This is a genomic window from Variovorax monticola, assembly GCF_051216855.1.
Lineage (GTDB): Bacteria > Pseudomonadota > Gammaproteobacteria > Burkholderiales > Burkholderiaceae_C > Variovorax.
In genome coordinates this window covers 467,801-488,831 of the sequence record NZ_JBPJZP010000006.1, presented here as the reverse complement: position 1 = coordinate 488,831, position 21,031 = coordinate 467,801, and the positions used below count along the sequence as shown (strand labels likewise).

22 protein-coding genes are annotated in these 21,031 nt (G+C 67.7%); 5 read left to right on the top strand and 17 right to left on the bottom strand.

Translation table 11 applies throughout. The features are described 5' to 3' along the window. Positions 1-98 precede the first annotated feature (98 nt). From rlmH to ACSFA5_RS23360, 6 genes are read right to left on the bottom strand one after another with little or no spacing between them, the layout of a single operon-like run. Entirely contained in the window at positions 99-566 is a 468-nt protein-coding gene (gene rlmH / locus ACSFA5_RS23385; protein WP_435446423.1) for a 23S rRNA (pseudouridine(1915)-N(3))-methyltransferase RlmH, read from the bottom strand. Then, a complete protein-coding gene (gene rsfS / locus ACSFA5_RS23380; protein ID WP_435446422.1) occupies positions 563-1,306 on the bottom strand; it encodes a ribosome silencing factor in 744 nt (247 codons plus the stop codon). Before rsfS ends, rlmH begins: the two co-directional genes overlap by 4 nt. Then, positions 1,306-1,935, bottom strand: coding sequence for a nicotinate (nicotinamide) nucleotide adenylyltransferase (gene nadD / locus ACSFA5_RS23375; protein WP_435446421.1), 630 nt, complete (start codon positions 1,933-1,935; stop codon positions 1,306-1,308). Before nadD ends, rsfS begins: the two co-directional genes overlap by 1 nt. Continuing rightward, positions 1,932-2,849, bottom strand: coding sequence for an oxygen-dependent coproporphyrinogen oxidase (hemF, locus tag ACSFA5_RS23370; protein WP_435446420.1), 918 nt, complete (start codon positions 2,847-2,849; stop codon positions 1,932-1,934). The genes nadD and hemF overlap by 4 nt, the downstream gene beginning before the upstream one ends. After that, positions 2,849-4,147 (bottom strand): phosphoribosylamine--glycine ligase, encoded by a 1,299-nt coding sequence (gene purD / locus ACSFA5_RS23365; protein WP_435446419.1) that lies wholly within the window; start codon positions 4,145-4,147, stop codon positions 2,849-2,851. Before purD ends, hemF begins: the two co-directional genes overlap by 1 nt. 49 nt (positions 4,148-4,196) lie before the next feature. Next, positions 4,197-4,922 (bottom strand): YebC/PmpR family DNA-binding transcriptional regulator, encoded by a 726-nt coding sequence (locus ACSFA5_RS23360; RefSeq protein WP_435446418.1) that lies wholly within the window; start codon positions 4,920-4,922, stop codon positions 4,197-4,199. 117 nt (positions 4,923-5,039) lie between these two features. On the opposite strand from ACSFA5_RS23360, the gene ACSFA5_RS23355 reads away from it, so the two are divergent. From ACSFA5_RS23355 to ACSFA5_RS23340, 4 genes are read left to right on the top strand one after another with little or no spacing between them, the layout of a single operon-like run. Then, a complete protein-coding gene (locus tag ACSFA5_RS23355; protein WP_435446417.1) occupies positions 5,040-5,828 on the top strand; it encodes a class I SAM-dependent methyltransferase in 789 nt (262 codons plus the stop codon). A gap of 53 nt (positions 5,829-5,881) precedes the next feature. Next, on the top strand, positions 5,882-6,865 hold the full coding sequence (locus ACSFA5_RS23350; protein WP_435446416.1) for a chorismate transformation FkbO/Hyg5 family protein: 984 nt from the start codon (positions 5,882-5,884) through the stop codon (positions 6,863-6,865). A 51-nt stretch (positions 6,866-6,916) separates the two neighbouring features. Beyond that, entirely contained in the window at positions 6,917-7,705 is a 789-nt protein-coding gene (locus tag ACSFA5_RS23345) for a lysophospholipid acyltransferase family protein (protein ID WP_435446415.1), read from the top strand. Beyond that, the gene (locus ACSFA5_RS23340) at positions 7,672-8,448 is read left to right on the top strand and encodes a glycosyltransferase family 2 protein (RefSeq protein ID WP_435446414.1); all 777 of its coding nucleotides are present in this window, start codon (positions 7,672-7,674) and stop codon (positions 8,446-8,448) included. Before ACSFA5_RS23345 ends, ACSFA5_RS23340 begins: the two co-directional genes overlap by 34 nt. 180 nt (positions 8,449-8,628) lie before the next feature. Here the strand turns inward: ACSFA5_RS23340 and ACSFA5_RS23335 are convergent, their stop codons facing one another. The 11 genes from ACSFA5_RS23335 to ACSFA5_RS23285 form a co-directional block, all read right to left on the bottom strand. Continuing rightward, entirely contained in the window at positions 8,629-10,014 is a 1,386-nt protein-coding gene (locus tag ACSFA5_RS23335) for an efflux transporter outer membrane subunit (protein WP_435446413.1), read from the bottom strand. Continuing rightward, positions 10,007-11,998 (bottom strand): macrolide ABC transporter ATP-binding protein/permease MacB, encoded by a 1,992-nt coding sequence (macB, locus tag ACSFA5_RS23330; RefSeq protein ID WP_435446412.1) that lies wholly within the window; start codon positions 11,996-11,998, stop codon positions 10,007-10,009. Before macB ends, ACSFA5_RS23335 begins: the two co-directional genes overlap by 8 nt. Next, positions 11,995-13,155, bottom strand: a complete 1,161-nt coding sequence (gene macA / locus ACSFA5_RS23325; protein ID WP_435446411.1) for a macrolide transporter subunit MacA — start codon at positions 13,153-13,155, stop codon at positions 11,995-11,997. The genes macB and macA overlap by 4 nt, the downstream gene beginning before the upstream one ends. 170 nt (positions 13,156-13,325) lie before the next feature. After that, positions 13,326-13,829: a disulfide bond formation protein B gene (locus tag ACSFA5_RS23320; protein WP_435446410.1), complete on the bottom strand. Its 504-nt coding sequence runs from the start codon at positions 13,827-13,829 to the stop codon at positions 13,326-13,328. Next, positions 13,826-14,923 (bottom strand): sulfate/molybdate ABC transporter ATP-binding protein, encoded by a 1,098-nt coding sequence (locus ACSFA5_RS23315; protein WP_435446409.1) that lies wholly within the window; start codon positions 14,921-14,923, stop codon positions 13,826-13,828. Before ACSFA5_RS23315 ends, ACSFA5_RS23320 begins: the two co-directional genes overlap by 4 nt. Positions 14,924-15,012: 89 nt before the next feature. Next, complete coding sequence (gene cysW, locus ACSFA5_RS23310) at positions 15,013-15,906, bottom strand: sulfate ABC transporter permease subunit CysW (RefSeq protein ID WP_435446407.1); 894 nt, start codon at positions 15,904-15,906, stop codon at positions 15,013-15,015. A 1-nt stretch (position 15,907) separates the two neighbouring features. Further along, positions 15,908-16,795, bottom strand: a complete 888-nt coding sequence (cysT, locus tag ACSFA5_RS23305) for a sulfate ABC transporter permease subunit CysT (RefSeq protein ID WP_435446406.1) — start codon at positions 16,793-16,795, stop codon at positions 15,908-15,910. After that, entirely contained in the window at positions 16,796-17,821 is a 1,026-nt protein-coding gene (locus ACSFA5_RS23300; protein WP_435446405.1) for a sulfate ABC transporter substrate-binding protein, read from the bottom strand. Further along, complete coding sequence (locus ACSFA5_RS23295; RefSeq protein WP_435446404.1) at positions 17,818-18,393, bottom strand: RBBP9/YdeN family alpha/beta hydrolase; 576 nt, start codon at positions 18,391-18,393, stop codon at positions 17,818-17,820. Before ACSFA5_RS23295 ends, ACSFA5_RS23300 begins: the two co-directional genes overlap by 4 nt. 20 nt (positions 18,394-18,413) lie before the next feature. Continuing rightward, the gene (locus ACSFA5_RS23290; protein ID WP_435446403.1) at positions 18,414-19,055 is read right to left on the bottom strand and encodes a peroxiredoxin; all 642 of its coding nucleotides are present in this window, start codon (positions 19,053-19,055) and stop codon (positions 18,414-18,416) included. 118 nt (positions 19,056-19,173) lie between these two features. Continuing rightward, entirely contained in the window at positions 19,174-20,079 is a 906-nt protein-coding gene (locus ACSFA5_RS23285) for a LysR family transcriptional regulator (RefSeq protein WP_435446402.1), read from the bottom strand. A gap of 105 nt (positions 20,080-20,184) precedes the next feature. Here ACSFA5_RS23285 and ACSFA5_RS23280 point away from each other — a divergent pair, with 105 nt between their 5' ends. Continuing rightward, positions 20,185-21,018 (top strand): SDR family oxidoreductase, encoded by an 834-nt coding sequence (locus ACSFA5_RS23280; protein WP_435446401.1) that lies wholly within the window; start codon positions 20,185-20,187, stop codon positions 21,016-21,018. Positions 21,019-21,031: the final 13 nt, after the last annotated feature.

Here is a 21,031-nt window from a genome sequence, read left to right as displayed (position 1 = left end):
GCGCAGCGGCGCGCTGGCGAATTCACGCGGCAAGACGCTTGCAGCAGCAGCGAATAAATCGACAAGGCGGTGCCGCGCGGCCTGCCCGTCGGCGCCCGTCATTCGCGGTGGTAAGGGTGACCTGCGTTGACCGACCACGCCCGGTACAGCTGCTCGACCAGCACCACCCGCGCCATTGCGTGCGGCAGCGTCAGGTCGGACAGGCGGATGCGTTCATGGGCCGCGGCCTTGAACGCGGGGTCGAGGCCGTCGGGCCCGCCGATGACGAGAGCGACGTCATCGCCCTCGCCTTGCCAGGTCTGCAGCCGTGTCGCCAGCGCCTTGGTGGTCAACGCCGTGCCGCGTTCGTCGAGCGCGACGATGCGCATGCCGCGCGCAATGGCGCCTTCGATGCGCTCGCGCTCGGCGGCGTACAGCGTTTCCAGTGTCTTGGAGCCGCGCGGCTCTGTCTTGACAGCGCGCAGCTCGAGCTTGAGCTCGGGCGGGAAGCGCTTGGCATAGTCGTCCCAGGCGGTCTGCGCCCAATCGGGCATGCGCTGCCCGACGGCGACCACCAGCAGCTTCATGCGCGGCGGGCGGGTGCCTTCTTGGCAGGCGCCTTCTTGGCGGCCGTGGTCTTCGAAGCCGGCTTTGCAGCGGTCTTCTTGGCGGCGGGCTTGCCCACCACCTTGACCGGCACGCGCGCGGTGGTGCCGGTCTTGCGAGCGGGCGCCTTCTTTGCCGCCGTCTTGGCGGCAGGCCTTGCCGAGGTCTTTCCGGCGGTCTTGTAGGCGGGCTTGCGGGCCGGGGCCTTCGCGGCCTTGGCTTCCTGCTCGGCCGCGCGAATCGCGGTCTTGGCAGCGCTGGCGCGACGAAGGCTGGGCTCCTTCACCGCCGGCTTCTTCTTGCCGGCAGGCTCGTCCGGCACAGCAGCACTGGCGGATGCGGCGGGCTTGGCACCGCCGAGCTTGGCGCGCACCGGCTTGTCGCCCCAGATCTCTTCCAGGTGGTAGTACTGGCGTATGGCGGGCTGCATGATGTGCGCCACGGCGGCACCGCAGTCCACGATGATCCACTCGCCGTTTTCCTCGCCCTCGATGCGCGGTTTGCCGAAACCGGCTTCGCGCACCGCGTCGCGAACGCTGGCGGCCAGCGCCTTCGTCTGGCGGTTGGAGGTACCTGAAGCCACGATCACGCGTTCGAACAGCGGCGACAGATGTTCTGTGTCGAATACCTGGATGTCCTGCGCCTTGACGTCTTCGAGACCATCGATGATGGCTCGCTGGAGTTTCTGGGTGTCTTTCTTGGCGGCGGCTTCAGTGGTCATCAGGCAGAGCGGTAGAGGTGGTGTTGGTCAATATAGCGTGCAACGGTGGGCGGAACCAGCGAGGAAATGTCCACGCCCAGTGCCGAGCGCCGCCGGATTTCGGTGGCGCTGGTGTCCATGAGTGGCAATTCGAGCGCCTCGAAACGCGCGCCAGCCGGGAGGCCAGGAAGCATTTTCGGATCAAAACGAGCAGTGTCGCCCGTCGATAGTGCGCGATACGCTACAGAAACGATAGCAGTGCGGAGTATATCCTGCCAGCCGTGCCAGGTCGGCAAAGCGGTCGCCTGGTCGGCACCCATGATCAGAACCAGTTGCGCGCCGGGCTGTTCCTGCTGCAGTTCGTGCAGGGTGTCTAGCGTGTAGGTGGGGCCGTTGCGCAACACTTCGCGGCTGTCGACGACCACGGTGCCCTTCAATCCCGAGAACGCCAGCCGCGCCATCGCGAGACGGTCTTCTTTCGGTGTCAACGGCCGGCTCTTGTGCCAGGCCTGTCCCGTGGGAATGACGTGCAGTTCGGCCAAGTCGAGCTGGGCCAACGCGGCTTCGGCCAGCGCCACATGGGCGTTGTGCGGTGGGTCGAACGCGCCACCGAAAACGCCAATGCGCGGGGCCTTGCCGGAAGGGCTCACAACCAGTCGCGCCGCACGATGAAGTCGCTGTACAGCGCGGCTTCGGGGCTGCCAGGTTCGGGCTGCTGCTGGTAGGCCCAGCTGGCCAGCGGTGGCATCGACAAAAGGATCGATTCGGTGCGCCCACCGGACTGAAGACCGAAGTGCGTGCCGCGGTCCCACACCAGGTTGAACTCGACATACCGGCCGCGCCGGTAGAGCTGGAAGTTGCGCTCCCGCTCGGCGTACGCCATGTGGCGCCGACGCTCGACGACGGGCAGATAGGCGGGCAGGAAACCGTCGCCCACCGAGCGGATCATCGCAAAGCCGTTCTCGAAACCGCCTTCGGAGAAATCGTCGAAGAAGATGCCGCCTACACCGCGCTGCTCGTTGCGGTGCTTCAGGAAGAAATACTCGTCACACCATGTCTTGAAGCGCGGGTATTTGTCGTCGCCGAAGGGCGCGAGCGCATCGCGGCACGTGGTGTGGAAATGCACCGCGTCTTCTTCGAAACCGTAGCAGGGCGTGAGGTCCATGCCGCCGCCGAACCAGCAGACCGGCTCGCCGCCTTCGGGCAAGGCCGCGAGCATGCGCACGTTCATGTGAACGATCGGCACGTAGGGGTTGCGCGGGTGGAACACCAGCGACACGCCCATCGCCTCGAAGGGCGCGCCCGACAACTCGGGCCGGTTATGCGTGGCGGAGGGCGGCAGCCTGGGGCCGCGCACCTGCGAGAAGCCGCAGCCCGCGCGCTCGAACAGTTCGCCGCCTTCCAGGATGCAGGTGAGGCCGTGGCCCTGCAGCGGCTCGCCCGGCGCCTTGTGCCAGGCATCGCGAACGCAGGTGCCGCCGTCGGCCTGCTCGACCGCCGCGATGATCGACTGCTGCAGCCCGCGCAGGTAGTCGCCGACAGCCGCCGGGTCTGTGTGCTGCATCAGGCGCCGGGGGCCGTGCGCGCCTGCAAGGCGCGGAATCCGATGTCCTTGCGGTACTGCGCACCATCGAAGTCGACGCGCGCCGCGACTTCGTAGACCCGCTGCTGCGCCTGCTTCACGCTGTCGGCCAGCACGGTCACGCAGAGCACGCGGCCGCCGCTGGTCTTGAGTTCGCCGTTGTCCAGCGCGGTGCCGGCATGGAACACCACGGCGTCGGACGCCTCGGCCGGAATGCCGGTGATGCGGTCGCCCTTGCGCGGCGACAGCGGGTAGCCGTGCGCGGCCATCACCACGCCCAGCGCCACGCGGCGGTCCCACTGCAGGTCGACCTGGTCGAGCGTGCCGTCGGTGGCGTGCCAGAACACCTCGAACAGGTCGGACTTCAGCCGCATCATGATCGGCTGCGTCTCGGGGTCGCCCATGCGGCAGTTGAATTCGAGCGTCTTCGGGTGGCCGGTCGGGTCGATCATCAGGCCGGCGTACAGGAAGCCTGTGTACGGAATGCCGTCCTTTTCCATGCCGCGGATGGTCGGCAGGATGATCTCGCGCATGGCGCGGGCATGCACCTCGGCCGTGACCACGGGCGCGGGCGAATAAGCGCCCATGCCGCCGGTGTTGGGGCCTTCGTCGCCGTCGAGCAGGCGCTTGTGGTCCTGGCTCGTGGCGAGTGCGGTGACGTTCTTGCCGTCGCACAGCACGATGAAGCTGGCTTCCTCGCCTTGCAGAAACTCTTCGATGACGACGCGCGCGCCGCCTTCGTTGTGCGACACGCCGAACTTGTTGTCGACCAGCATGAAGTCGACCGCCTCGTGCGCCTCTTGCGCGGTCATGGCCACCACCACGCCCTTGCCGGCGGCCAGGCCGTCGGCCTTGACCACGATGGGCGCGCCCTTGGCGTCGATGTAGGCATGCGCGGCGGCGGCGTCGGTGAACGCCTCGTACTCGGCGGTCGGGATCTTGTGGCGCTTCATGAACGCCTTGGAGAACGCCTTGGAGCTCTCGAGCTGCGCGGCCGCCTGCGTCGGGCCGAAGATGCGCAGGCCGTGCGCACGAAACTCGTCGACCACACCGGCCGCCAGCGGCGCCTCGGGGCCGACCACGGTCAGCGAGATCTTTTCCTTGATGGCCCAAGCGCGCAGCGCGGCGGGCTCGGTGATGTCGATGCAGTCGTAGCGCGCATCGCCCTGCGTGCCGCCGTTGCCGGGCGCCACGTACACGCGGCTCACACGGGTCGCCTGCGCCAGGCGCCATGCCAGAGCGTGTTCACGGCCCCCTCCCCCAATTACCAGTACCTTCATTCGCGGGCCTTCATTTCTCGCTGTGATTCAACAAACATTCAGTGGTGAGTTACTCGGACAACGAGGCGTTGTGAAAAACGTCCTGCACGTCGTCCAGGTCCTCGAGCACGTCGAGCAACTTCTGCATTCTTGCGGCGTCATCGCCGGTCACGTCCACGGTGTTTTCCGCGCGCATGGTGACTTCGGCCGCATCGGGCTTCAGGCCGGCGGCCTCGAGCGAGTTCTTGACGGCTTCGAAGTCGGTCACGGCGGTGATCACCTCGATGGCGCCGTCGTCGTCGGTGACGACGTCTTCGGCGCCGGCTTCGAGCGCCACTTCCATCACCTTGTCTTCATCGGTGCCGGGGGCGAAGATGATCTGGCCGCAGTGCTTGAACTGGAAAGCCACCGAGCCTTCGGTGCCCATGTTGCCGCCGTACTTGGAGAAGGCGTGGCGCACTTCGGCCACGGTGCGCACGCGGTTGTCGGTCATGGTGTCGACAATGATCGCCGCGCCGCCGATGCCGTACCCTTCGTAACGAATTTCTTCGTAATTGACGCCTTCGAGGTTGCCCGTGGCCTTGTCGATGTTGCGCTTGACGGTGTCGATCGGCAGGTTGACCGCCTTGGCTTTTTCCACCGCCAGCCGCAGCCGGGGGTTGGCACTCAGGTCAGCGCCGCCGGCGCGGGCGGCCACCGTGATCTCGCGGATGGCGCGGGTCCAGAGCTTGCCGCGCTTCTCGTCCTGGCGGCCCTTGCGGTGCTGAATATTCGCCCATTTGCTGTGTCCGGCCATGGCTTTCTATCTCGCTGTCTTGTGTTTTCAAAGCAAGCCGCGAGTTTACTGTCCGGCGCACACAACGCCCCGCCACCCCCCGGATTTCGGGCTGGGGCTTTTGGTGATAATCGTTCGATGACGCCATCGCCTTCCGTCGAGCAGGGAATTCCCGACACCCTGCCGCCCCACGCTCCCTTGCCGCTGTACTACAAGACAGAGGCGGAGCACCAGGCGTTCCTGTTGCGCATCTTCGACAGCACCGCCGCGGACTACGACCGCATCGAGAGCGTGCTGGCCTTCGGCACCGGCCCCTCTTACCGCCGCGCGGCGCTGCGCCAGGCCGGCCTGGCCGCCGGCGCACAGGTGCTCGACGTGGGCATCGGCACCGGGCTGGTCGCCCGCGAGGCGCTCAAGCTCATCGGCTCCACCGGCCACCTCGTGGGCGTGGACCCCAGCCCCGGAATGATGGGCCAGGTCAAGCTGCCCGGCGTCGAACTGGTGCGCGGCGTCGCCGAGGCGCTGCCCCGGCCGGACGCCAGCTGCGACTTCGTGAGCATGGGCTACGCCATGCGCCACATCAGCGACGTGGCCGCGGCCTTCGGCGAGTTCCACCGCGTGCTGCGTCCGGGCGGACGCGTGGCGGTGCTCGAGATCACCAAGCCCGAGGGCCGCGTCGCGACGATGCTGCTCAAGGGCTACATGCGCGCCGTGGTGCCGCTGATCGCCCGCGTGGTGGGCCGCCAGCGCAACACCTCGGAACTGTGGCGCTATTACTGGGACACGATCGAGGCCTGCATTCCGCCCGAACGGGTGATGCAGGCGCTGACCGCCGCGGGTTTTCGCGACGTGCAGCGACATGCCAGCCTCGGCGTCTTCTCCGCCTATACCGCCGTCAAACCAGAACACATTCCCGAGGCCAGTTGACAGTGCGAGCTCAGGACGAAACCTCTTCCCATCTGCGCGTCGAGCGCCTTTCATTGCGGGACAGCCTTGCGCTGGCCACCGGCGGCAAGGCGCCCTTCGCGGCGCTCGGCTACGGCACACCGCATGGCGTGGCGTGGATGCCGACCGTCAACGCGCGCGTGCTGTCGCCGCAAGGCGCCATGGCCGACGTGTGGCACGTGAGCGGCCCGCACATCGAGTCGGGCACCACCGGCATCGCGCGCTGGCGCACCGACGGCCACTGGCTGCTCGGCGCCATCGACCTCGACGAGGCCACCGAAAAACAGGGCCTGGCCGAGCTGGCGCACCGCGCCTACCGCGACCTGTTCAACACGCTCGACCAGGCCGGCGCACCGCAGCACCTGCAGCGCATCTGGAACTACCTGCCCCAGATCAACGCCGACGGCGGCGGGCTGGAGCGCTACCGCCAGTTCAACCAAGGCCGCCAGGAAGCGTTTCTCGAAGCCGGCCGTGCCGCCTTCGAAGGCGCACCCGCCGCCTGCGCGCTGGGCATCCACCAGGGCGCGCTGTCGATCCGTTTCCTGGCCGGCCAGCAGGCGCCGCTGCCGGTCGAAAACCCAAGGCAGGTCTCGGCCTACCGCTACCCCGAAACCTACGGACCGCGCTCGCCCACGTTCTCACGCGCGGCGCTGTCGGACATCGGCGACGGGAACATCGCGCTCTTCATCTCGGGCACCGCGAGCATCGTCGGGCACGAGACCCTTCACCACGGCGACGTGCTGGAGCAGACGCGCGAGACGCTGCGCAACCTGCAGGCGGTGGTCGATGCAGCCAACGCGCGCGGCACGGCGAAGTTCTCGCTCTCCGAACTCGATTGCGTGGTCTACGTGCGCCACCCCTCGGACACCGAGGCGGTGCGCAGCATTCTCGAAGGCACGCTCGGCGCAGAGGCGCCAATGGCGCGCCATGCGGTGTACCTCGAAGCGGACATCTGCCGCAGCGACCTGCTGGTCGAGATCGAGGCCCACACGGTCGCGGCCGGCCAACTGCGGGCCTGACCGGTTCTTGTCCGACCGCTGGCCGTCCGATTGCCTGATTCAATGATTCGCGTGTTGCGATTCCTCACGTCCATTCCGCTCGCGTTGATGCTCTACGCGCTGCTGCTGTTCCTGGGCCTGATCTCGCTGGCCTGGAACGTGGTGGCCATGCTGATCTACCCGGTGATGCCCGCCGCGCCGGCGCGCGCGCTCGGCCGCACGACGATCGCCTTCGCCTACCGGATGTTCTGGTGGCTGGCCTCGGTGACCGGCATGATGCGCATCGATGCCTCGTGCCTGGACCCGATGCGCAAGGAGCCCGGCGTGATCTTCGTGGCCAACCACCCGACGATGCTCGACGCGCTGCTGCTGGTGGCGCGGCTGCCGCGCAGCGCCTGCATCATGAAGGCCGACCTGATGGGCAACATCTTCCTGGGCGCGGGCGCCCGCCTGGCGCGCTACATCAGCAACAAGTCGGCCCGCGTGATGGTGCGCCTGGCGGTGAACGACCTGCGCAACGGCGGCCAACTGGTGATCTTCCCGGAGGGCACGCGCACCGTGAACCCGCCGCTCAACCCCTTTCGCCCCGGCACCACGCTGATTGCCAAGCTGGCGCAGGCGCCCATTCAAACGGTGTTCATCGACACCGACTCGCCCTACCTCGGCAAGGGTTGGCCGTTGTGGCGCGTGCCGCCGCTGCCGATCGTCTTCACGCTGCGGCTCGGCAAGCGCTTTGCGCCGACGCAGGACAGCGACGTGCTGCAGGCCGAGCTGGAACATTACTTTCGCCAAAACCTGGAACAGCGCGCCACCGACGCGTCCCCCGAATGCCAGACGCCTCGCGCACCCACCTTGTCCTGATTCCCAGCTACAACACGGGCGAACGCCTGTTCTCGACCGTTGCCGCGGCACGCGCGCAATGGAGCCCTGTGTGGGTGGTGATCGACGGCAGCGACGACGGCACGGGCGAGCGGCTGCAGCAGATGGCAGCCAGCGACCCGGGGCTGCGCGTGTGGCTGCTGCCGCAGAACCAGGGCAAGGGTTCCGCCGTGCTGCACGGGCTGCGTGCCGCGCAGGACGCGGGCTTCACGCATGCGCTGACGACGGACTCCGACGGGCAGCACCCGGCCGACCTGATCCCCGCGTTCATGAAAGCCTCGCTGGCCCGCCCCGAGACGATGGTGCTGGGCCGTCCGGTGTTCGATGCCAGCGCGCCGCTGCTGCGCGTGCGCGGGCGGCGTGTGTCGAACGGATGGACGCAGCTCGAAACCCTGTTCGCCGGCGTCGGCGATTCGCTCTACGGCTTTCGCGTGTACCCGGTACCCGACCTGATCGCCGTCATGGCGCGCCAGCCCTGGATGCGGCGCTTCGACTTCGACACCGAAGCAGTGGTGCGGCTGGCCTGGCGCGGCGTGAAGCCGGTGAACATCGATGCACCGGTGAAGTACCTGACGGCGGAGGAAGGCGGGGTGTCGCACTTTCGCTATGGGCGGGACAACGTGCTGCTGACCTGGATGCATGCGCGGCTGATGGTCGAATTTGTCTTTCGACTGCCTGGGCTGGTGGTTCGCAAGCTGGGGAAGAAGGCGCCGTTCCAGGATTGACGTTTTCCGGGCCGTGGAGTCCGCTGCCCTCACCCCAGCCCTCTCCCGCAAGCGGGAGAGGGAGCAATACAGGGGACAGGGCACCAAGGCCGGCGTCGCACTGTCTTGTCCCCTCTCCCGCCCGCGGGAGAGGGCTAGGGTGAGGGGGTGCCGCCGACAAAGCACGGCCTCCTCGAAGCCCTACGACACCACAGCCGCCCCACCCAACGCCTTGTACAACGTCATCGTCGCATTCAGCTGGTTCAACCGGTTCAACGCCAGCGACACCTCCGCCGTACGCCGCCGGTCCTTCGCGTCGAGCACCGGCTGCAGCGCAGTCGCCCCTGCGCGGTAGCGCACTTCGGACAACCGCTCCGCGCGCTGCGCCTCCTGCAACGCCAGAACAAGCTTCTCGCTCTCATCGCGCAACTGCATGCGCGACGACAACGCGTTCTCCACCTCCGACAGCGCGGTGTACAGCGACTGCCTGAAGCCCACCACCGCCTCTTCGTACTGCGTTTGCGACATGCCCACGCTCAGCCGCGCGGTGTTCCATTGCAGGAAGGGCAACGCCAGCCCGGCGCCGAGCGTGGCCACGGGGTTCTTCAGCAGGTCCCCCAGCGCGGCGCTCGACGTGCCCAGCGATCCCGTGAGGCTCAGCGACGGATAGAAGCCGGTGCGCGTGGCATCGACGTTCGCCAGCGCCGCACGCAGCCGCTGTTCCGCCGCACGCAGGTCCGGCCGCTGGCCCAGCAGGTTCGCCGGCACGCCGGCGTCGATGACGGGCAGCGCCGTGTCCGGCAGTTGTGGCGGCTCGGCGGCCAACGGCTGCGGCGGCTGGTCGAACAGAATGGCCAGCGCGTTGCGCGCCTCGACGCGTTGTTGCAGCAGCTGGGTGTGCGCCGCCTCCTGCGTTGCCAGGTTCTGCCCGGCCTGCGCCACGTCCAGACCCGACACCGCACCCGCCGCGTACTTCACGCGCACCAGCGCCAGGATGCGCCGTCCGTCTTCGATGCCCGCCTCGCTCAGCGCGATGCGCTGGTTGAGATAGCCGGTCTGCCAGTAGAGCCCCGCCGTGGTGCCGACCAGCGCCAGTGCCGTGGCCTGCAGGTCGGACTCGGTGGCTTTCAGCGCCCAGTCGGCGGCGCTGCGTTGCGCGGCGAGCCGGCCCCACAGGTCGAGCTCGTAGCTCAAGGTGGCCTGCAGGCTCGACGCGGGCACGCTGGCACCGCCGCGCTTCAGGTCGTAGGCGCGGCTGGTGCCGGCCTGCGCCACGACGCCGGGGGTGAGGTTGGTGTTCGCAAGACCCGCCTGCAGTTGCGCGCGCTGCACGCGAATGCCCGCCGCCGCCAGGTCGTTGCTGTTGCGCAGCGCGCTGTCGATCAGGCGCTCGAGCTGCGGGTCGTTGAACGCGGTCCACCAGTTGGCCGACAACATGGCGGCTGCGCTGCCCGCGCCATCCGACTGCTGCCAGCCCTGCGGAATTTCCAGCGGCCGCTGCGCCCGTTGCTCGGGCTGGAACAGCGTGCACCCGCCGAGCACCAGCACGGCGGCGGCCACCACGGACAGGAGGCGCGCGCTACTCACGCGCCAGCGCCTCGATCGGGTCCAGCCGCGCCGCGTTGCGCGCTGGCAGGTAGCCGAACAGCACGCCGATCAGCGACGCGCACAGAAAGGCCGACACCACCGCGCCCAGTGAAAAGATCATTTGCCATTGCTTGACGAAAAGCGAAAACAGAAAACTGATGCCGTACGACAGCGTCACGCCGATCAGCCCGCCCACCAGGCACACCAGCACCGCTTCGGTGAGAAACTGCTGCAGCACGTCGCTCTGGCGCGCGCCCACGGCCATGCGAATGCCGATCTCGCGGGTGCGCTCGGTCACCGACACCAGCATGATGTTCATCACGCCGATGCCGCCCACCACCAGCGAGATCACGGCAATCAGCGACAGCAGCAGCGTGAGCGACTGGCTCGTGCGCTCGGCGGTCTTCACGATGCTGTCCATGTTGAAGGTGAAGAAGTCCTTGGCCCCGTGGCGCAGCGTCAGCAGCTTGACGATGCTGTCTTCGGCCGCCTTGGTCGGCTGGTCGTCGCGGATGCGCACGGTGATGTTGTCGAAGTGCTGCTGGCCGAACAGCCGGCTCGCGCCGGTGCTGTAGGGCAGCCAGATGTTGAGCGACTTGTTCTCGCCGAACACCGTCTTCTTCTCCTGCGACACGCCGATCACCGTGCACGGCAGGTTGCCCACCAGGATGATTTTTCCGACCGCCTCGCCCCCGTCGGGAAAGAGCTTGCGCCGCGTGTTCTGGTCGATCACCACCACTTGCGACTGGTGGCGCACGTCGCTGGCGGTGAAGGCCGCGCCGTCGGCCATCTGCATGTCGCGCACGCGAAAGAAGCTGTCGCTCACGCCGTTCACCGTGCCGTTGATGTCCACGCTGCGGTAGCGCAGGCGCAGGCTGCGCGAGGTGGCGGGCGTCACGCTGTGCACGTAGGGCTGCGCCGCAATCGCGTCGAGGTCGGCCGGTGTCAGCGTGCGGATGCTCTGCGCCTTGTCGTCGCCGAAGTCACGGCCCGGGTACACGTCCAGCGTGTTGGTGCCGATGGCCCGGATGTCCGACAGCACGAAGCGCTTGGCGCCCTCCCCGATGGCCACGATCGACACCACCGAGGTGATGCCGATGACGATGCCCAGCATCGTGAGCGCCGTGCGCATGCGGTGCGCCATCATCGAGCGCCAGGCCATGCGGAAGGCCTCGGCGAAGCGGGCCCAGCCGGTGCTGAAGCGCGCAATGCCGAGCTTGGGCCGGACCATCGCTTCGCGCACGGAGGCATCGGCCTGCACGTCCTGCGCGGGCGCCGCCACCGTCGGCACGTTGGGCCGGTCGCCCACGATCACGCCGTCCGAGATCTCGATGATGCGTTCGGTGCAGCTCGCCACCTGCATGTCGTGGGTCACGATGATGATCGTGTGGCCCTGCGCATGCAGCTCGCGCAGGATGCCGATCACCTCCTGCCCGCTCTTGCGGTCGAGCGCGCCAGTCGGCTCGTCGGCCAGGATGACCTCGCCGCCGTTCATGAGCGCACGCGCAATGCTCACGCGCTGCTGCTGGCCGCCCGAGAGCTGGCTGGGCCGGTGCTCGGTGCGGTCTTCGAGGCCCAGCCGGGCCAGCAGCTGGCGTGCCCGCATGTCGCGCGCCTGGGTGTCGGTGCCGGCGTACACGGCGGGCACCTCGACGTTGCCGGCAGCCGTCAGGTGCTGCATGAGGTGGTAGCGCTGGAAGATGAAGCCGAAGTGCTCGCGCCGCAGCTCGGCCAGCGCGTCGCTGTCCAGCGTGCCCACGTCCTGGCCCGACACCGTGTAGGTGCCGGTGCTCGGCCGGTCGAGGCAGCCGAGGATGTTCATCAGCGTCGACTTGCCCGAGCCCGAGGCGCCGACGATGGCCAGCATCTCGCCGTGGCCGATGTCCAGGTCGACGTTCTTCAGCACCTGCACCTCCTGCTCGCCCGAGGGAAAGCTGCGGCCGATGCCGCGCAGCGCGAGCAGCGGCGCCTTCGTCTGCGTCATGGGCGCTTGCCCCGTCCGCCGCCGCCGCCGTCGCCGCCGTCCACCAGCGCCGAGGGGTCGCCCGTGATGACGCTGTCGCCCTCCTTCAGCCCTTCGAGCACCTGCGCTTGGAAGTTGTTGCTGATGCCCACGCGCACCTGGCGCTTTTCCACGCTCTGGTCGGCCTTGAGCACGCGCACTTCCTGGCGGCCGTCCTTGTCGCGCGCACCCAGCGCCGTGAGCGGCACGGTCAGCGCCTGCTTCGCCTCCCCCAGCAGGATGGCGACCTGCGCCGTCATGTCCACGCGCAGTGTGCGGTCGGGGTTGGGCACGTCGAACAGCGCGTTGAAGAACACCGCGTTGTTGATCTTCTCGGGCGAGGGCTGCACCGCGCGCAGCGTGCCGTGGTAGCGCTTGTCGGGGTCGCCCAGGATGGTGAAGTACACCGGCTGCCCCGGCTTCACGCGCACCACGTCGGCCTCGGACACCTGTGCCTTCACGGTCATGGTCGACAGGTCGGCCAGCTTCATGAGCGTGGGCACCTGGAAGGCGGCCACCACGGTCTGGCCTTCGAGCGTGCTGATGGACACCACGTCGCCGTCGATGGGCGCGACGATGCGCGTGTACGACAGGTTGGTCTGCGCCGAGGCCACGGCCAGCTTCTGCTGGCGAATCTGCGCCTCCAGCGACACGGCATCGGCCCGCAGCGCGCGCAGCTCGGCGTCGGCGCTTTCCATGTCCTGCCTGGCGGCGGCGTCCTGCGCGAGCATGTCCTGCTGCCGGGTCCAGGTGAGCTGGGCCTGCCGCACGCGCACTTCCTTCGCGAGCTTCTGCGCCTGCAGGTTCTCCAGCTTGGCCTGCTCCTGCGCGAGGGTGTTCTGCGAGATGACAGGGTCGATCTCGGCGAGCCAGTCGCCCTTTTTCACCGTCTGACCCAGCACCACCTTCAGCGACTTCAGCTGCCCGCTGACCTGCGCGCCCACCTCCACCTGCTTGAGCGCCTGCAGCACGCCGGTGGCGAGCACGGCGTTTTCAAGGTCGGTGCGCGCCACGGTGGCGGTGAGGTATTCGGTTTTCTTGGCCGGACTGAGCCAGAAAAGGGACGACAGCCCCAGAGCGACCAGGGCAACGATGCCGTAGATGAGCTTGCGCGAGCGCCGCTTGGGAGTGTTTGGCATGCAATGAGGATGAAGTGAAACGCGCCACAGGGCCCGTCGCGGGCCGGAAAACCCGGCGTGGCGGACCACGGCGTGTTGTGTGACGGCGGCTTCATCCTAGCCGCGCTTCCTGAAGGCCCCCTAAAGCCGGGGGCCGCATCGGGACATTGCGTCCGATGCGGTTCGCTGTTTCAGCGTGCCCGGCGCGAGCGCACGAGCAGCGTGATCAGCAGCAGCGACAGCACCACGAACGCCACGAACGACCAGTTCGCCAGCGACAGGCCGAACAGCGTCCAGTCGATCTTGGAGCAGTCGCCGCCGCCGCGAAAAATCATCGGCAGCGCACGCTTCAGCGGAAAGGTCTCGATCATTCCGTACAGGTCGCGTCCGCAGGAAACAACCTCGGGCGGGTACCACTGCAGCCAGCTCTGCGAGGCGGCCGTGTAGGCACCGCCGAGGGCCGACACCAGTGCCAGCACCCCGCCGGTCACCTGCAGCGCACGGCTGCGGAACACGGCCGCCAGCCCGGTGAACAGCGCCACCAGCACCAGCGCATAGCGCTGCACGATGCACATGGGACACGGCTCGAGGCCGACCACGTGCTGCAGGTAAAGCCCGAAGGCCAGCATGAGAACGCAGGCCAGGCAGATGAGCCCGAGCGCGCGGCGCGGCGCGCCGAAGTACCAATCGATCAAGGAGAAACCCAATCTTCTTCTACGAACACCCTGGCCTTGCGTGGGTTGGCGACGACGGTGTCGCCTTCCTTCAAGCCCAGGTCACGGAACTGTTGCGCAGGGAGTTGCGCCTCGATGATGGTTCCGGAGCCCGGATTATCTGGATTCGTTTCGGTGGGCTCAAGTTCCAGCCGCGCGGTGGGTCCGACGACGATGGCGCGCGACAGCGTGGCGACGATGCCGGAGGCGCCGGCCACGTAGCGTGTCACGTCGATGTCATGCGGGCGCACGTAGGCCCGCGCCTTGGCGTCGCGCGCGCCGCTGTGCTCGGGCGAATCCAGGCGCATGCCGTCGAGCTGCACCGCGCCGTTGTCGGCACGGCCGTGGAACAGGTTCACGTCGCCCAGGAAGCCGTACACGAACGGGCTGGCGGGCTGGTCCCACACTTCCTGCGGCGAGCCGACCTGTTCGATCTGGCCCTTGTTGATGACCACCACGCGGTCGGCCACCTCGAGCGCCTCTTCCTGGTCGTGGGTGACGAAGATCGAGGTGACGTGCAGCTCGTCGTGCAGCCGGCGCAGCCAGCGGCGCAGTTCCTTGCGCACCTTGGCGTCGAGCGCGCCGAAGGGCTCGTCCAGCAGCAGCACCTTGGGCTCGACCGCAAGGGCACGGGCCAGCGCAATGCGCTGGCGCTGCCCGCCTGACAGCTGCGACGGGTAGCGGTCGGCCAGCCAGTCGAGCTGCACCAGCTTGAGCAGGTCGGTCACCTTGGCCTTGATCTGCGCGTCGCTCGGGCGTTCCTTGCGCGGCTTCACGCGCAGGCCGAAGGCGACGTTCTCGAACACGGTCATGTGGCGGAACAGCGCGTAGTGCTGGAACACGAAGCCCACCTGGCGTTCCCGCACATGCACGTCGGTGGTGTCTTCGCCCGAGAAAAGAATGCTGCCGGCGTCGGCCGTTTCCAGCCCCGCGATGATGCGCAGCAGCGTGGTCTTGCCGCAGCCCGAGGGGCCGAGCAGCGCGACAAGCTCGCCCGACTCCACGTCGAGGTTCACGTCGCGCAGCGCGCGGAAGTCGCCGAACTGCTTGCTGATGTTGCGGATTTCGATGCTCATGAGATCTCTGCCTGTGTCTTCGTCTGGTTACTCCCTCTCCCCTTGGGGAGAGGGCCGGGGTGAGGGTTCTGCGTTCACCCCCGAACTTCTCAAGCTGCCTGGGGCCGCTCGGGCGGCAGCTCGGCAATCGCCTTCATCTCGCGCTCGTGGCGCCATTCGATGACCGACTTGATGACCAGCGTGACCAGCGCCAGGATGGCCAGCAGCGAGGCCACGGCGAACGCGGCCACCGACTGGTATTCGTTGTAGAGCACTTCCACATGCAGCGGCATGGTGTTGGTCTGGCCGCGAATGTGCCCCGACACGACCGACACCGCGCCGAACTCGCCCATGGCGCGCGCGTTGCAAAGAATCACCCCGTACAGCAGGCCCCACTTGATGTTGGGCAGCGTCACGCGCCAGAAGGTCTGCCAGCCGGTCGCGCCCAGCACGATGGCGGCCTGCTCCTCGTCGGTGCCCTGGGCCTGCATCAGCGGAATGAGTTCGCGCGCAATGAACGGAAAGGTCACGAACACGGTGGCCAGCACGATGCCGGGCACGGCGAAGATGATCTTGATGTCGTGCGCGGCGAGCCACGGGCCGATCCAGCCCTGCGCACCGAACACCAGCACATAGATCAGGCCCGCCACCACCGGCGACACCGCGAACGGCAGGTCGATCAGCGTGGTGAGGAGCGCCTTGCCGCGGAACTCGAACTTGGCGACCGCCCATGCGGCCGCCACGCCGAACACGAGGTTCATCGGCACCGTGATGGCCGCCACGATGAGCGTGAGGCGAATGGCGCTCCAGGCGTCGGGCTCCTTCAGCGCATCGAGGTAGGCGCCGAAGCCCTTGCGCAGGGCCTCGGTCGCCACGGCGGCCAGCGGCAGCACCAGGAACAGGAACATGAACGCGAGCGCCAGGCCGATCAGCACCCAGCGCACCCACGGTGCCTCGGTGGTGCCGGCCTGTGCGCGGCGAATGACTTTGGAAGGTGCACTCATCTCAGCCTCCTGCCCGGCGACGCTGCCATGCCTGCAGGCCGTTGATGACCAGCAGCAGCACGAAGGAAATGACCAGCATCACCAGCGCGACGGCGGTGGCGCCCGCATAGTCGTACTGCTCCAGCTTGCCGATGATGATGAGCGGCGTGATCTCCGAAATCATGGGCATGTTGCCCGCAATGAAGATGACCGAGCCGTACTCGCCGATGGCACGCGCGAAGGCCATGGCAAAGCCCGTGAACAGCGCCGGCGCAATGGCCGGGAAGATCACCTTGGTGAAGGTCTGCAACCGCGTGGCGCCCAGCGACGTGGCGGCTTCTTCCAGCTCTTTTTCGGTGTCTTCGAGCACCGGCTGCACCGTGCGCACCACGAACGGCAGCCCGATGAAGATCAGCGCAATCACGATGCCCGCCGGCGTGAACGCCAGCTTGATGCCGTGCGGCTCCAGCAGTTGCCCGACCCAGCCGTTGCCCGCGAGCAGCGCGGTCAGCGAAATGCCGGCCACGGCCGTCGGCAGGGCGAACGGCAGGTCGACCAGCGCGTCGACGATGCGCTTGCCCGGGAACTTGTAGCGCACCAGCACCCAGGCCACCAGCAGGCCGAACACGGTGTTGACGATGGCCGCGATCAGCGAAGCGCCGAAGGTCAGCCGGTAGGAAGCCATCACGCGCGGCGCGGTCACGGCCACCCAGAACTGGTCCCAGGTCAGCGTGAAGGTTCTGAAGACCAGCGCCGACAGCGGGATCAGCACGATCAGGCTGAGGTAAAAAATCGAGAAGCCGAGCGTGATGTGGAAACCGGGCAGGACGCGCTTGGCGCCTCTTGCCCGGTTGGCACGCGAAAAAGGCGCTCCCGCGGACGGGAGCGCCGATGAGACAGCGCCGCTCATTTACTTCGCGCCGGGCGTGTAGAGCTTGTCGAACTGGCCGCCGTCGTTGAAGTGCACCTTCTGCGCTTCACCCAGGCTGCCGAACAGCTCCTGCACCGTGAACAGCTGCAGCGGCTTGAACGTGGCGGCGTACTTCTTCAGCACGGCCGGCGAGCGCGGACGCAGCGCATGCTTGGCGGCGATTTCCTGCGCTTCTTCGGAGTACAGCCAGTCGAGGTAGGCCTTGGCCAGGTCGCCGGTGCCCTTCTTGGCGGTGGTGCGTTCGACCACGGCCACCGGGTTCTCGGCCACGATGCTGATCGACGGGTACACCGAGTCGACCTTGCCGGTGCCGAATTCGCGGTCGATGGACACCACTTCCGATTCGAAGGTGATCAGCGCATCGCCGATGTTGCGTTGCAGGAAGGCGGTGGTCGCGTCGCGGCCGCCGCGTGCCAGCACCGGCACGTTCTTGAACAGCTTGCCGACGAATTCGGCGGCCTGCGCATCGGTGCCGCCCTTCTTCTTGATGTAGCCCCAGGCCGCCAGGTAGGCGTAGCGCCCGTTGCCGCCGGTCTTGGGGTTGACGATCACGACCTGCACACCGGGCTTGACCAGGTCGTCCCAGTCCTTGATGCCCTTGGGGTTGCCGTTGCGCACCAGGAACAGCATGGTCGACGTGGTCGGCGATGCGTTGTCGGGAAATTTCTTCGCCCAGTCTTTCGCGACCACGCCGGCGCCGGCGAGGAAGTCGATGTCGGTCGAGGTGTTCATGGTCACCACGTCGGCGTCGAGGCCGTCGGCCACCGCACGCGCCTGGGCGCTGGAGCCGCCGTGCGACTGGTCGATCTTGACGTCCTTGCCGGTGGCCTTCTTGTAGTGCGCCACGAAGGCCGCGTTGTAGTCCTTGTAGAACTCGCGGGCCACGTCGTACGACGCATTGAGCAGCCCCGTGCCGGACGTACCTTGGGCGAAGGCGCTGCTGCCTGCAAGTGCGGAGGACGCCAGCGCGAGCACGGCGACGAAGGTCTTGATTCTGGAAGTCATGTGATTGCCAAGGTTTCTGAAAATTCACGGCCCGCCGACCAGGCGGCGGGCTCGTCGGTCAAGGATTGGAGCAGAGCCAGGCCGAGCGGCCAGTCCCCGTGCCCCGAATCGACATTGATATGGCCCGCATTCTGCATGCGCACGAACTCGCTGCCCCAGGCGCGCGAGTAGGCCCCCGCCAGGCGAATGGGGCAGAACGGGTCGTTGCTGCTGGCCACCACGATGCTGCGGTACGGCAGCGCGGCATAGGGCACGGGCGCGAAGTCGGACAGCACCGCGCGGCGTTCGGGGTCGGCCGGGGCCACCAGCAGCGCGCCCTGGATGCGGGCGGCCGCGGCCGCCGGCAGGTGCGCGGTGGCGATGCAGCCCAGGCTGTGCGCGGCGATCACCACCGGCCCGGGCGTCTCCAGCACCAGCCTGGCCAGCGCCGACACCCAGGCGTCACGCTTGGGCGAGGCCCAGTCGTCCTGCACCACCCGCGCCGCGCCCGGAATGCGCGCTTCCCACAGGCTCTGCCAATGGCCGGGCCCGGAGTCGCGCCAACCCGGCACGATGACGACGCGAGACTGCATGACGTTGCTGCCCCGCCCGCTTACTTGTTCGGCTGCGGCGTGATGCGCAGATAAGGCTTCACGGCCTTGAAGCCCTTGGGGAAGCGCTCCGCCAGCTCGGCCGGGTCCTGGATGCTCGGCACGATGACCACGTCGTCGCCGTCCTTCCAGTTCACGGGCGTGGCCACCTTGTGGCTGTCGGTGAGCTGCAGCGAGTCGATTACGCGAATGATCTCGTCGAAGTTGCGGCCGGTGGATGCCGGGTAGGTGATGGTGGCGCGAATGGCCTTCTTCGGGTCGATGATGAACACGCTGCGCACCGTGGCCGTGGCCGAGGCGTTCGGGTGGATCAGGTCGTACAGGTCGGCCACCTTGCGGTCGGCATCCGCGATGATGGGGAAGTTGACCGTGGTGTTCTGCGTCTCGTTGATGTCCGAGATCCATTCCTTGTGCTTGGTGGCCGGGTCCACGCTCAGCGCGATGGGCTTCACGCCGCGCTTGGCGAACTCACCCGACAGCGCCGCGGTCTTGCCCAGCTCGGTGGTGCACACCGGCGTGAAGTCGGCAGGGTGCGAGAAGAACACCACCCACGAATCGCCGGCCCACTGGTAGAAGTCGAGGGGGCCTTCGCTGGAATCCTGGGTGAAATTGGGGGCGGTGTCGCCGAGTCGCAGAGTTGCCATGGTCGCTCCTGGAGGGATGTGAGCCTCGGATTGTGCGAACCATCGCTTCAATGCCAAACGAATATCTGATTGTTTGGATATGACGCTTTTCGCATAAGGGCGTCCTGTCAGGCCGGCATCAGGCCGGCAGCGCGGCCAGTTTTCGGGCCATGTCGATGAACACCCGCAGCTTCAGTTGCGACTGCGAGCGCTCCGGAAAATACAGATACAGGCCCGAATCGACCGGAATGCAGGGCTGCAGGAAAGCCTCCAGCTGCCCCTGCGCCACCGCCTGCCGCGCCTCCTGCGCGGAAACGAAGGCCAGGCCCAGCCCCTCGACGGCGCAGTCCACCAGCATCTGCCGGTCGTTCAGCACCAGCCCGCTCTTCGTTTCCACCAGAAAGTCGCGCTTGCCGCGCCGGAAGCGCCAGCGGTGCAGCGCACCGGAGCCGGCAAAGCGGTAGTGCAAGGCCTCGTGGCGCACCAGGTCCTCGGGCACCTTCGGCCGCTCGCGGCCTTCGAAATAGCGGGGGGCGCCCACCACCGCCCAGGCGATTTCGGGCGTGAGCCGCACCGCCACCATGTCTTTCTCGACCGCCTCGCCCAGCCGGATGCCGGCGTCGAAGCCCGCCCCGACGAGATCGACGATCGCCTCGTCGAGCGAAATCTCCAGCGTCACCTCGGGGTAGGCGCGGCGAAATGCGGGCACCAGCGCGCCGAGGATCGGCTCGACCGCGCCGCGCGGCGCGGTGATCCGCAGCGTGCCCATGGGCCGGTCGCGAAAGCCGCCGAGCGCCGCGAAGGCATCCGAAATCTCGCTCACCGCGGGCCGAAGCCGCAGGAAGACGGCCTGGCCTGCCTCCGTCAGCGCCACCCGCCGGGTCGTGCGCTGGAACAGCATCACGCCCTGGCGGGCTTCCAGCGCGCGCACCGCCTTGCTCACGGCCGTCGGCGTCACGCCCAGGGCCAGCGCGGCGCCAGTGAAACTGCGGTGTTCAGCCACGGCGAGGAAGACGGCGACACCGTCGAGGGGGTCGATGATCATGCAGCCAATTATCAACCTGAGGTGCAAGACAGATACACCACGATGGTATTTTTGTTCTCAATCATGCGGCCTACGATGGGCTTCACTCATTCGAAAGGACCTTGAATGGCAACGAAAAACTGGCTGATTACCGGCACTTCCAGCGGCATCGGCCGTGAACTCACCGAAACCTTGCTGGCGCGCGGCGACAGCGTGACCGCCACCGTGCGCAAGGCCGACGTGCTGCGCGAGCTCCAGGCGCAACACGGCGAACGCCTGCGCGTGGCCGTGCTCGACGTGACCGACACCGCCGCCGTGCGCAGCGTGGTCGACGCGGCCTTCGTCGCGATGGGCCGCATCGACGTGGTCGTCAGCAACGCCGGCTACGGCCTGTTCGGCGCGGCCGAAGAAGTGACCGACGCACAGATCCGCCACCAGATCGACACCAATCTCGTCGGCGCGATCCAGGTGATTCGCGCCGCGCTGCCCCACCTGCGCGCCCAGGGCGGCGGCCGTGTCCTGCAGGTGTCGTCCGAAGGCGGGCAGCTGGCGTACCCGAACTTCAGCCTGTACCACGCGAGCAAGTGGGGCATCGAAGGGTTCGTGGAATCGGTCGCGCAGGAGGTGGCGCCCTTCGGCATCTCGTTCACGCTGGTGGAGCCCGGCCCCACCAGGACGAACTTCGGCGGCGGACTGGTAAGCCCCGCGCCGATGGCGGTCTACGAGGACACACCGGCCGGCGCCATCCGCCGCGCGCTCGCAGGCGGCGACTTCGCCGTGACGGGCGACGCGGCCAAGATGGCCAGGGCCATGGCCGACTCGGTGGAACAACACCCCGCGCCCCAGCGGCTCGCGCTCGGCAGCAGCACCTATGCGTCGATCGGCAATGCGCTGCGCGATCGGCTCGCCGTGCTGGAAGCGCACAAGGCCACGACCTTCGCCACCGACATCGACGGGTAGCGGGCGGGCAGCG

Excerpts from the sequence above, each read along its gene's own strand:
- rlmH (WP_435446423.1), bottom strand. The coding sequence starts at position 566 with ATGAAGCTGCTGGTGGTCGCCGTCGGGCAGCGCATGCCCGATTGGGCG.
- rsfS (WP_435446422.1), bottom strand. The coding sequence starts at position 1,306 with ATGACCACTGAAGCCGCCGCCAAGAAAGACACCCAGAAACTCCAGCGA.
- hemF (WP_435446420.1), bottom strand. The coding sequence starts at position 2,849 with ATGCAGCACACAGACCCGGCGGCTGTCGGCGACTACCTGCGCGGGCTG.
- purD (WP_435446419.1), bottom strand. The coding sequence starts at position 4,147 with ATGAAGGTACTGGTAATTGGGGGAGGGGGCCGTGAACACGCTCTGGCA.
- ACSFA5_RS23360 (WP_435446418.1), bottom strand. The coding sequence starts at position 4,922 with ATGGCCGGACACAGCAAATGGGCGAATATTCAGCACCGCAAGGGCCGC.
- ACSFA5_RS23355 (WP_435446417.1), top strand. The coding sequence starts at position 5,040 with ATGACGCCATCGCCTTCCGTCGAGCAGGGAATTCCCGACACCCTGCCG.
- ACSFA5_RS23340 (WP_435446414.1), top strand. The coding sequence starts at position 7,672 with ATGCCAGACGCCTCGCGCACCCACCTTGTCCTGATTCCCAGCTACAAC.
- macB (WP_435446412.1), bottom strand. The coding sequence starts at position 11,998 with ATGACGCAGACGAAGGCGCCGCTGCTCGCGCTGCGCGGCATCGGCCGC.
- macA (WP_435446411.1), bottom strand. The coding sequence starts at position 13,155 with ATGCCAAACACTCCCAAGCGGCGCTCGCGCAAGCTCATCTACGGCATC.
- ACSFA5_RS23315 (WP_435446409.1), bottom strand. The coding sequence starts at position 14,923 with ATGAGCATCGAAATCCGCAACATCAGCAAGCAGTTCGGCGACTTCCGC.
- cysW (WP_435446407.1), bottom strand. The coding sequence starts at position 15,906 with ATGAGTGCACCTTCCAAAGTCATTCGCCGCGCACAGGCCGGCACCACC.
- cysT (WP_435446406.1), bottom strand. The coding sequence starts at position 16,795 with ATGAGCGGCGCTGTCTCATCGGCGCTCCCGTCCGCGGGAGCGCCTTTT.
- ACSFA5_RS23300 (WP_435446405.1), bottom strand. The coding sequence starts at position 17,821 with ATGACTTCCAGAATCAAGACCTTCGTCGCCGTGCTCGCGCTGGCGTCC.
- ACSFA5_RS23295 (WP_435446404.1), bottom strand. The coding sequence starts at position 18,393 with ATGCAGTCTCGCGTCGTCATCGTGCCGGGTTGGCGCGACTCCGGGCCC.
- ACSFA5_RS23290 (WP_435446403.1), bottom strand. The coding sequence starts at position 19,055 with ATGGCAACTCTGCGACTCGGCGACACCGCCCCCAATTTCACCCAGGAT.
- ACSFA5_RS23285 (WP_435446402.1), bottom strand. The coding sequence starts at position 20,079 with ATGATCATCGACCCCCTCGACGGTGTCGCCGTCTTCCTCGCCGTGGCT.
- ACSFA5_RS23280 (WP_435446401.1), top strand. The coding sequence starts at position 20,185 with ATGGCAACGAAAAACTGGCTGATTACCGGCACTTCCAGCGGCATCGGC.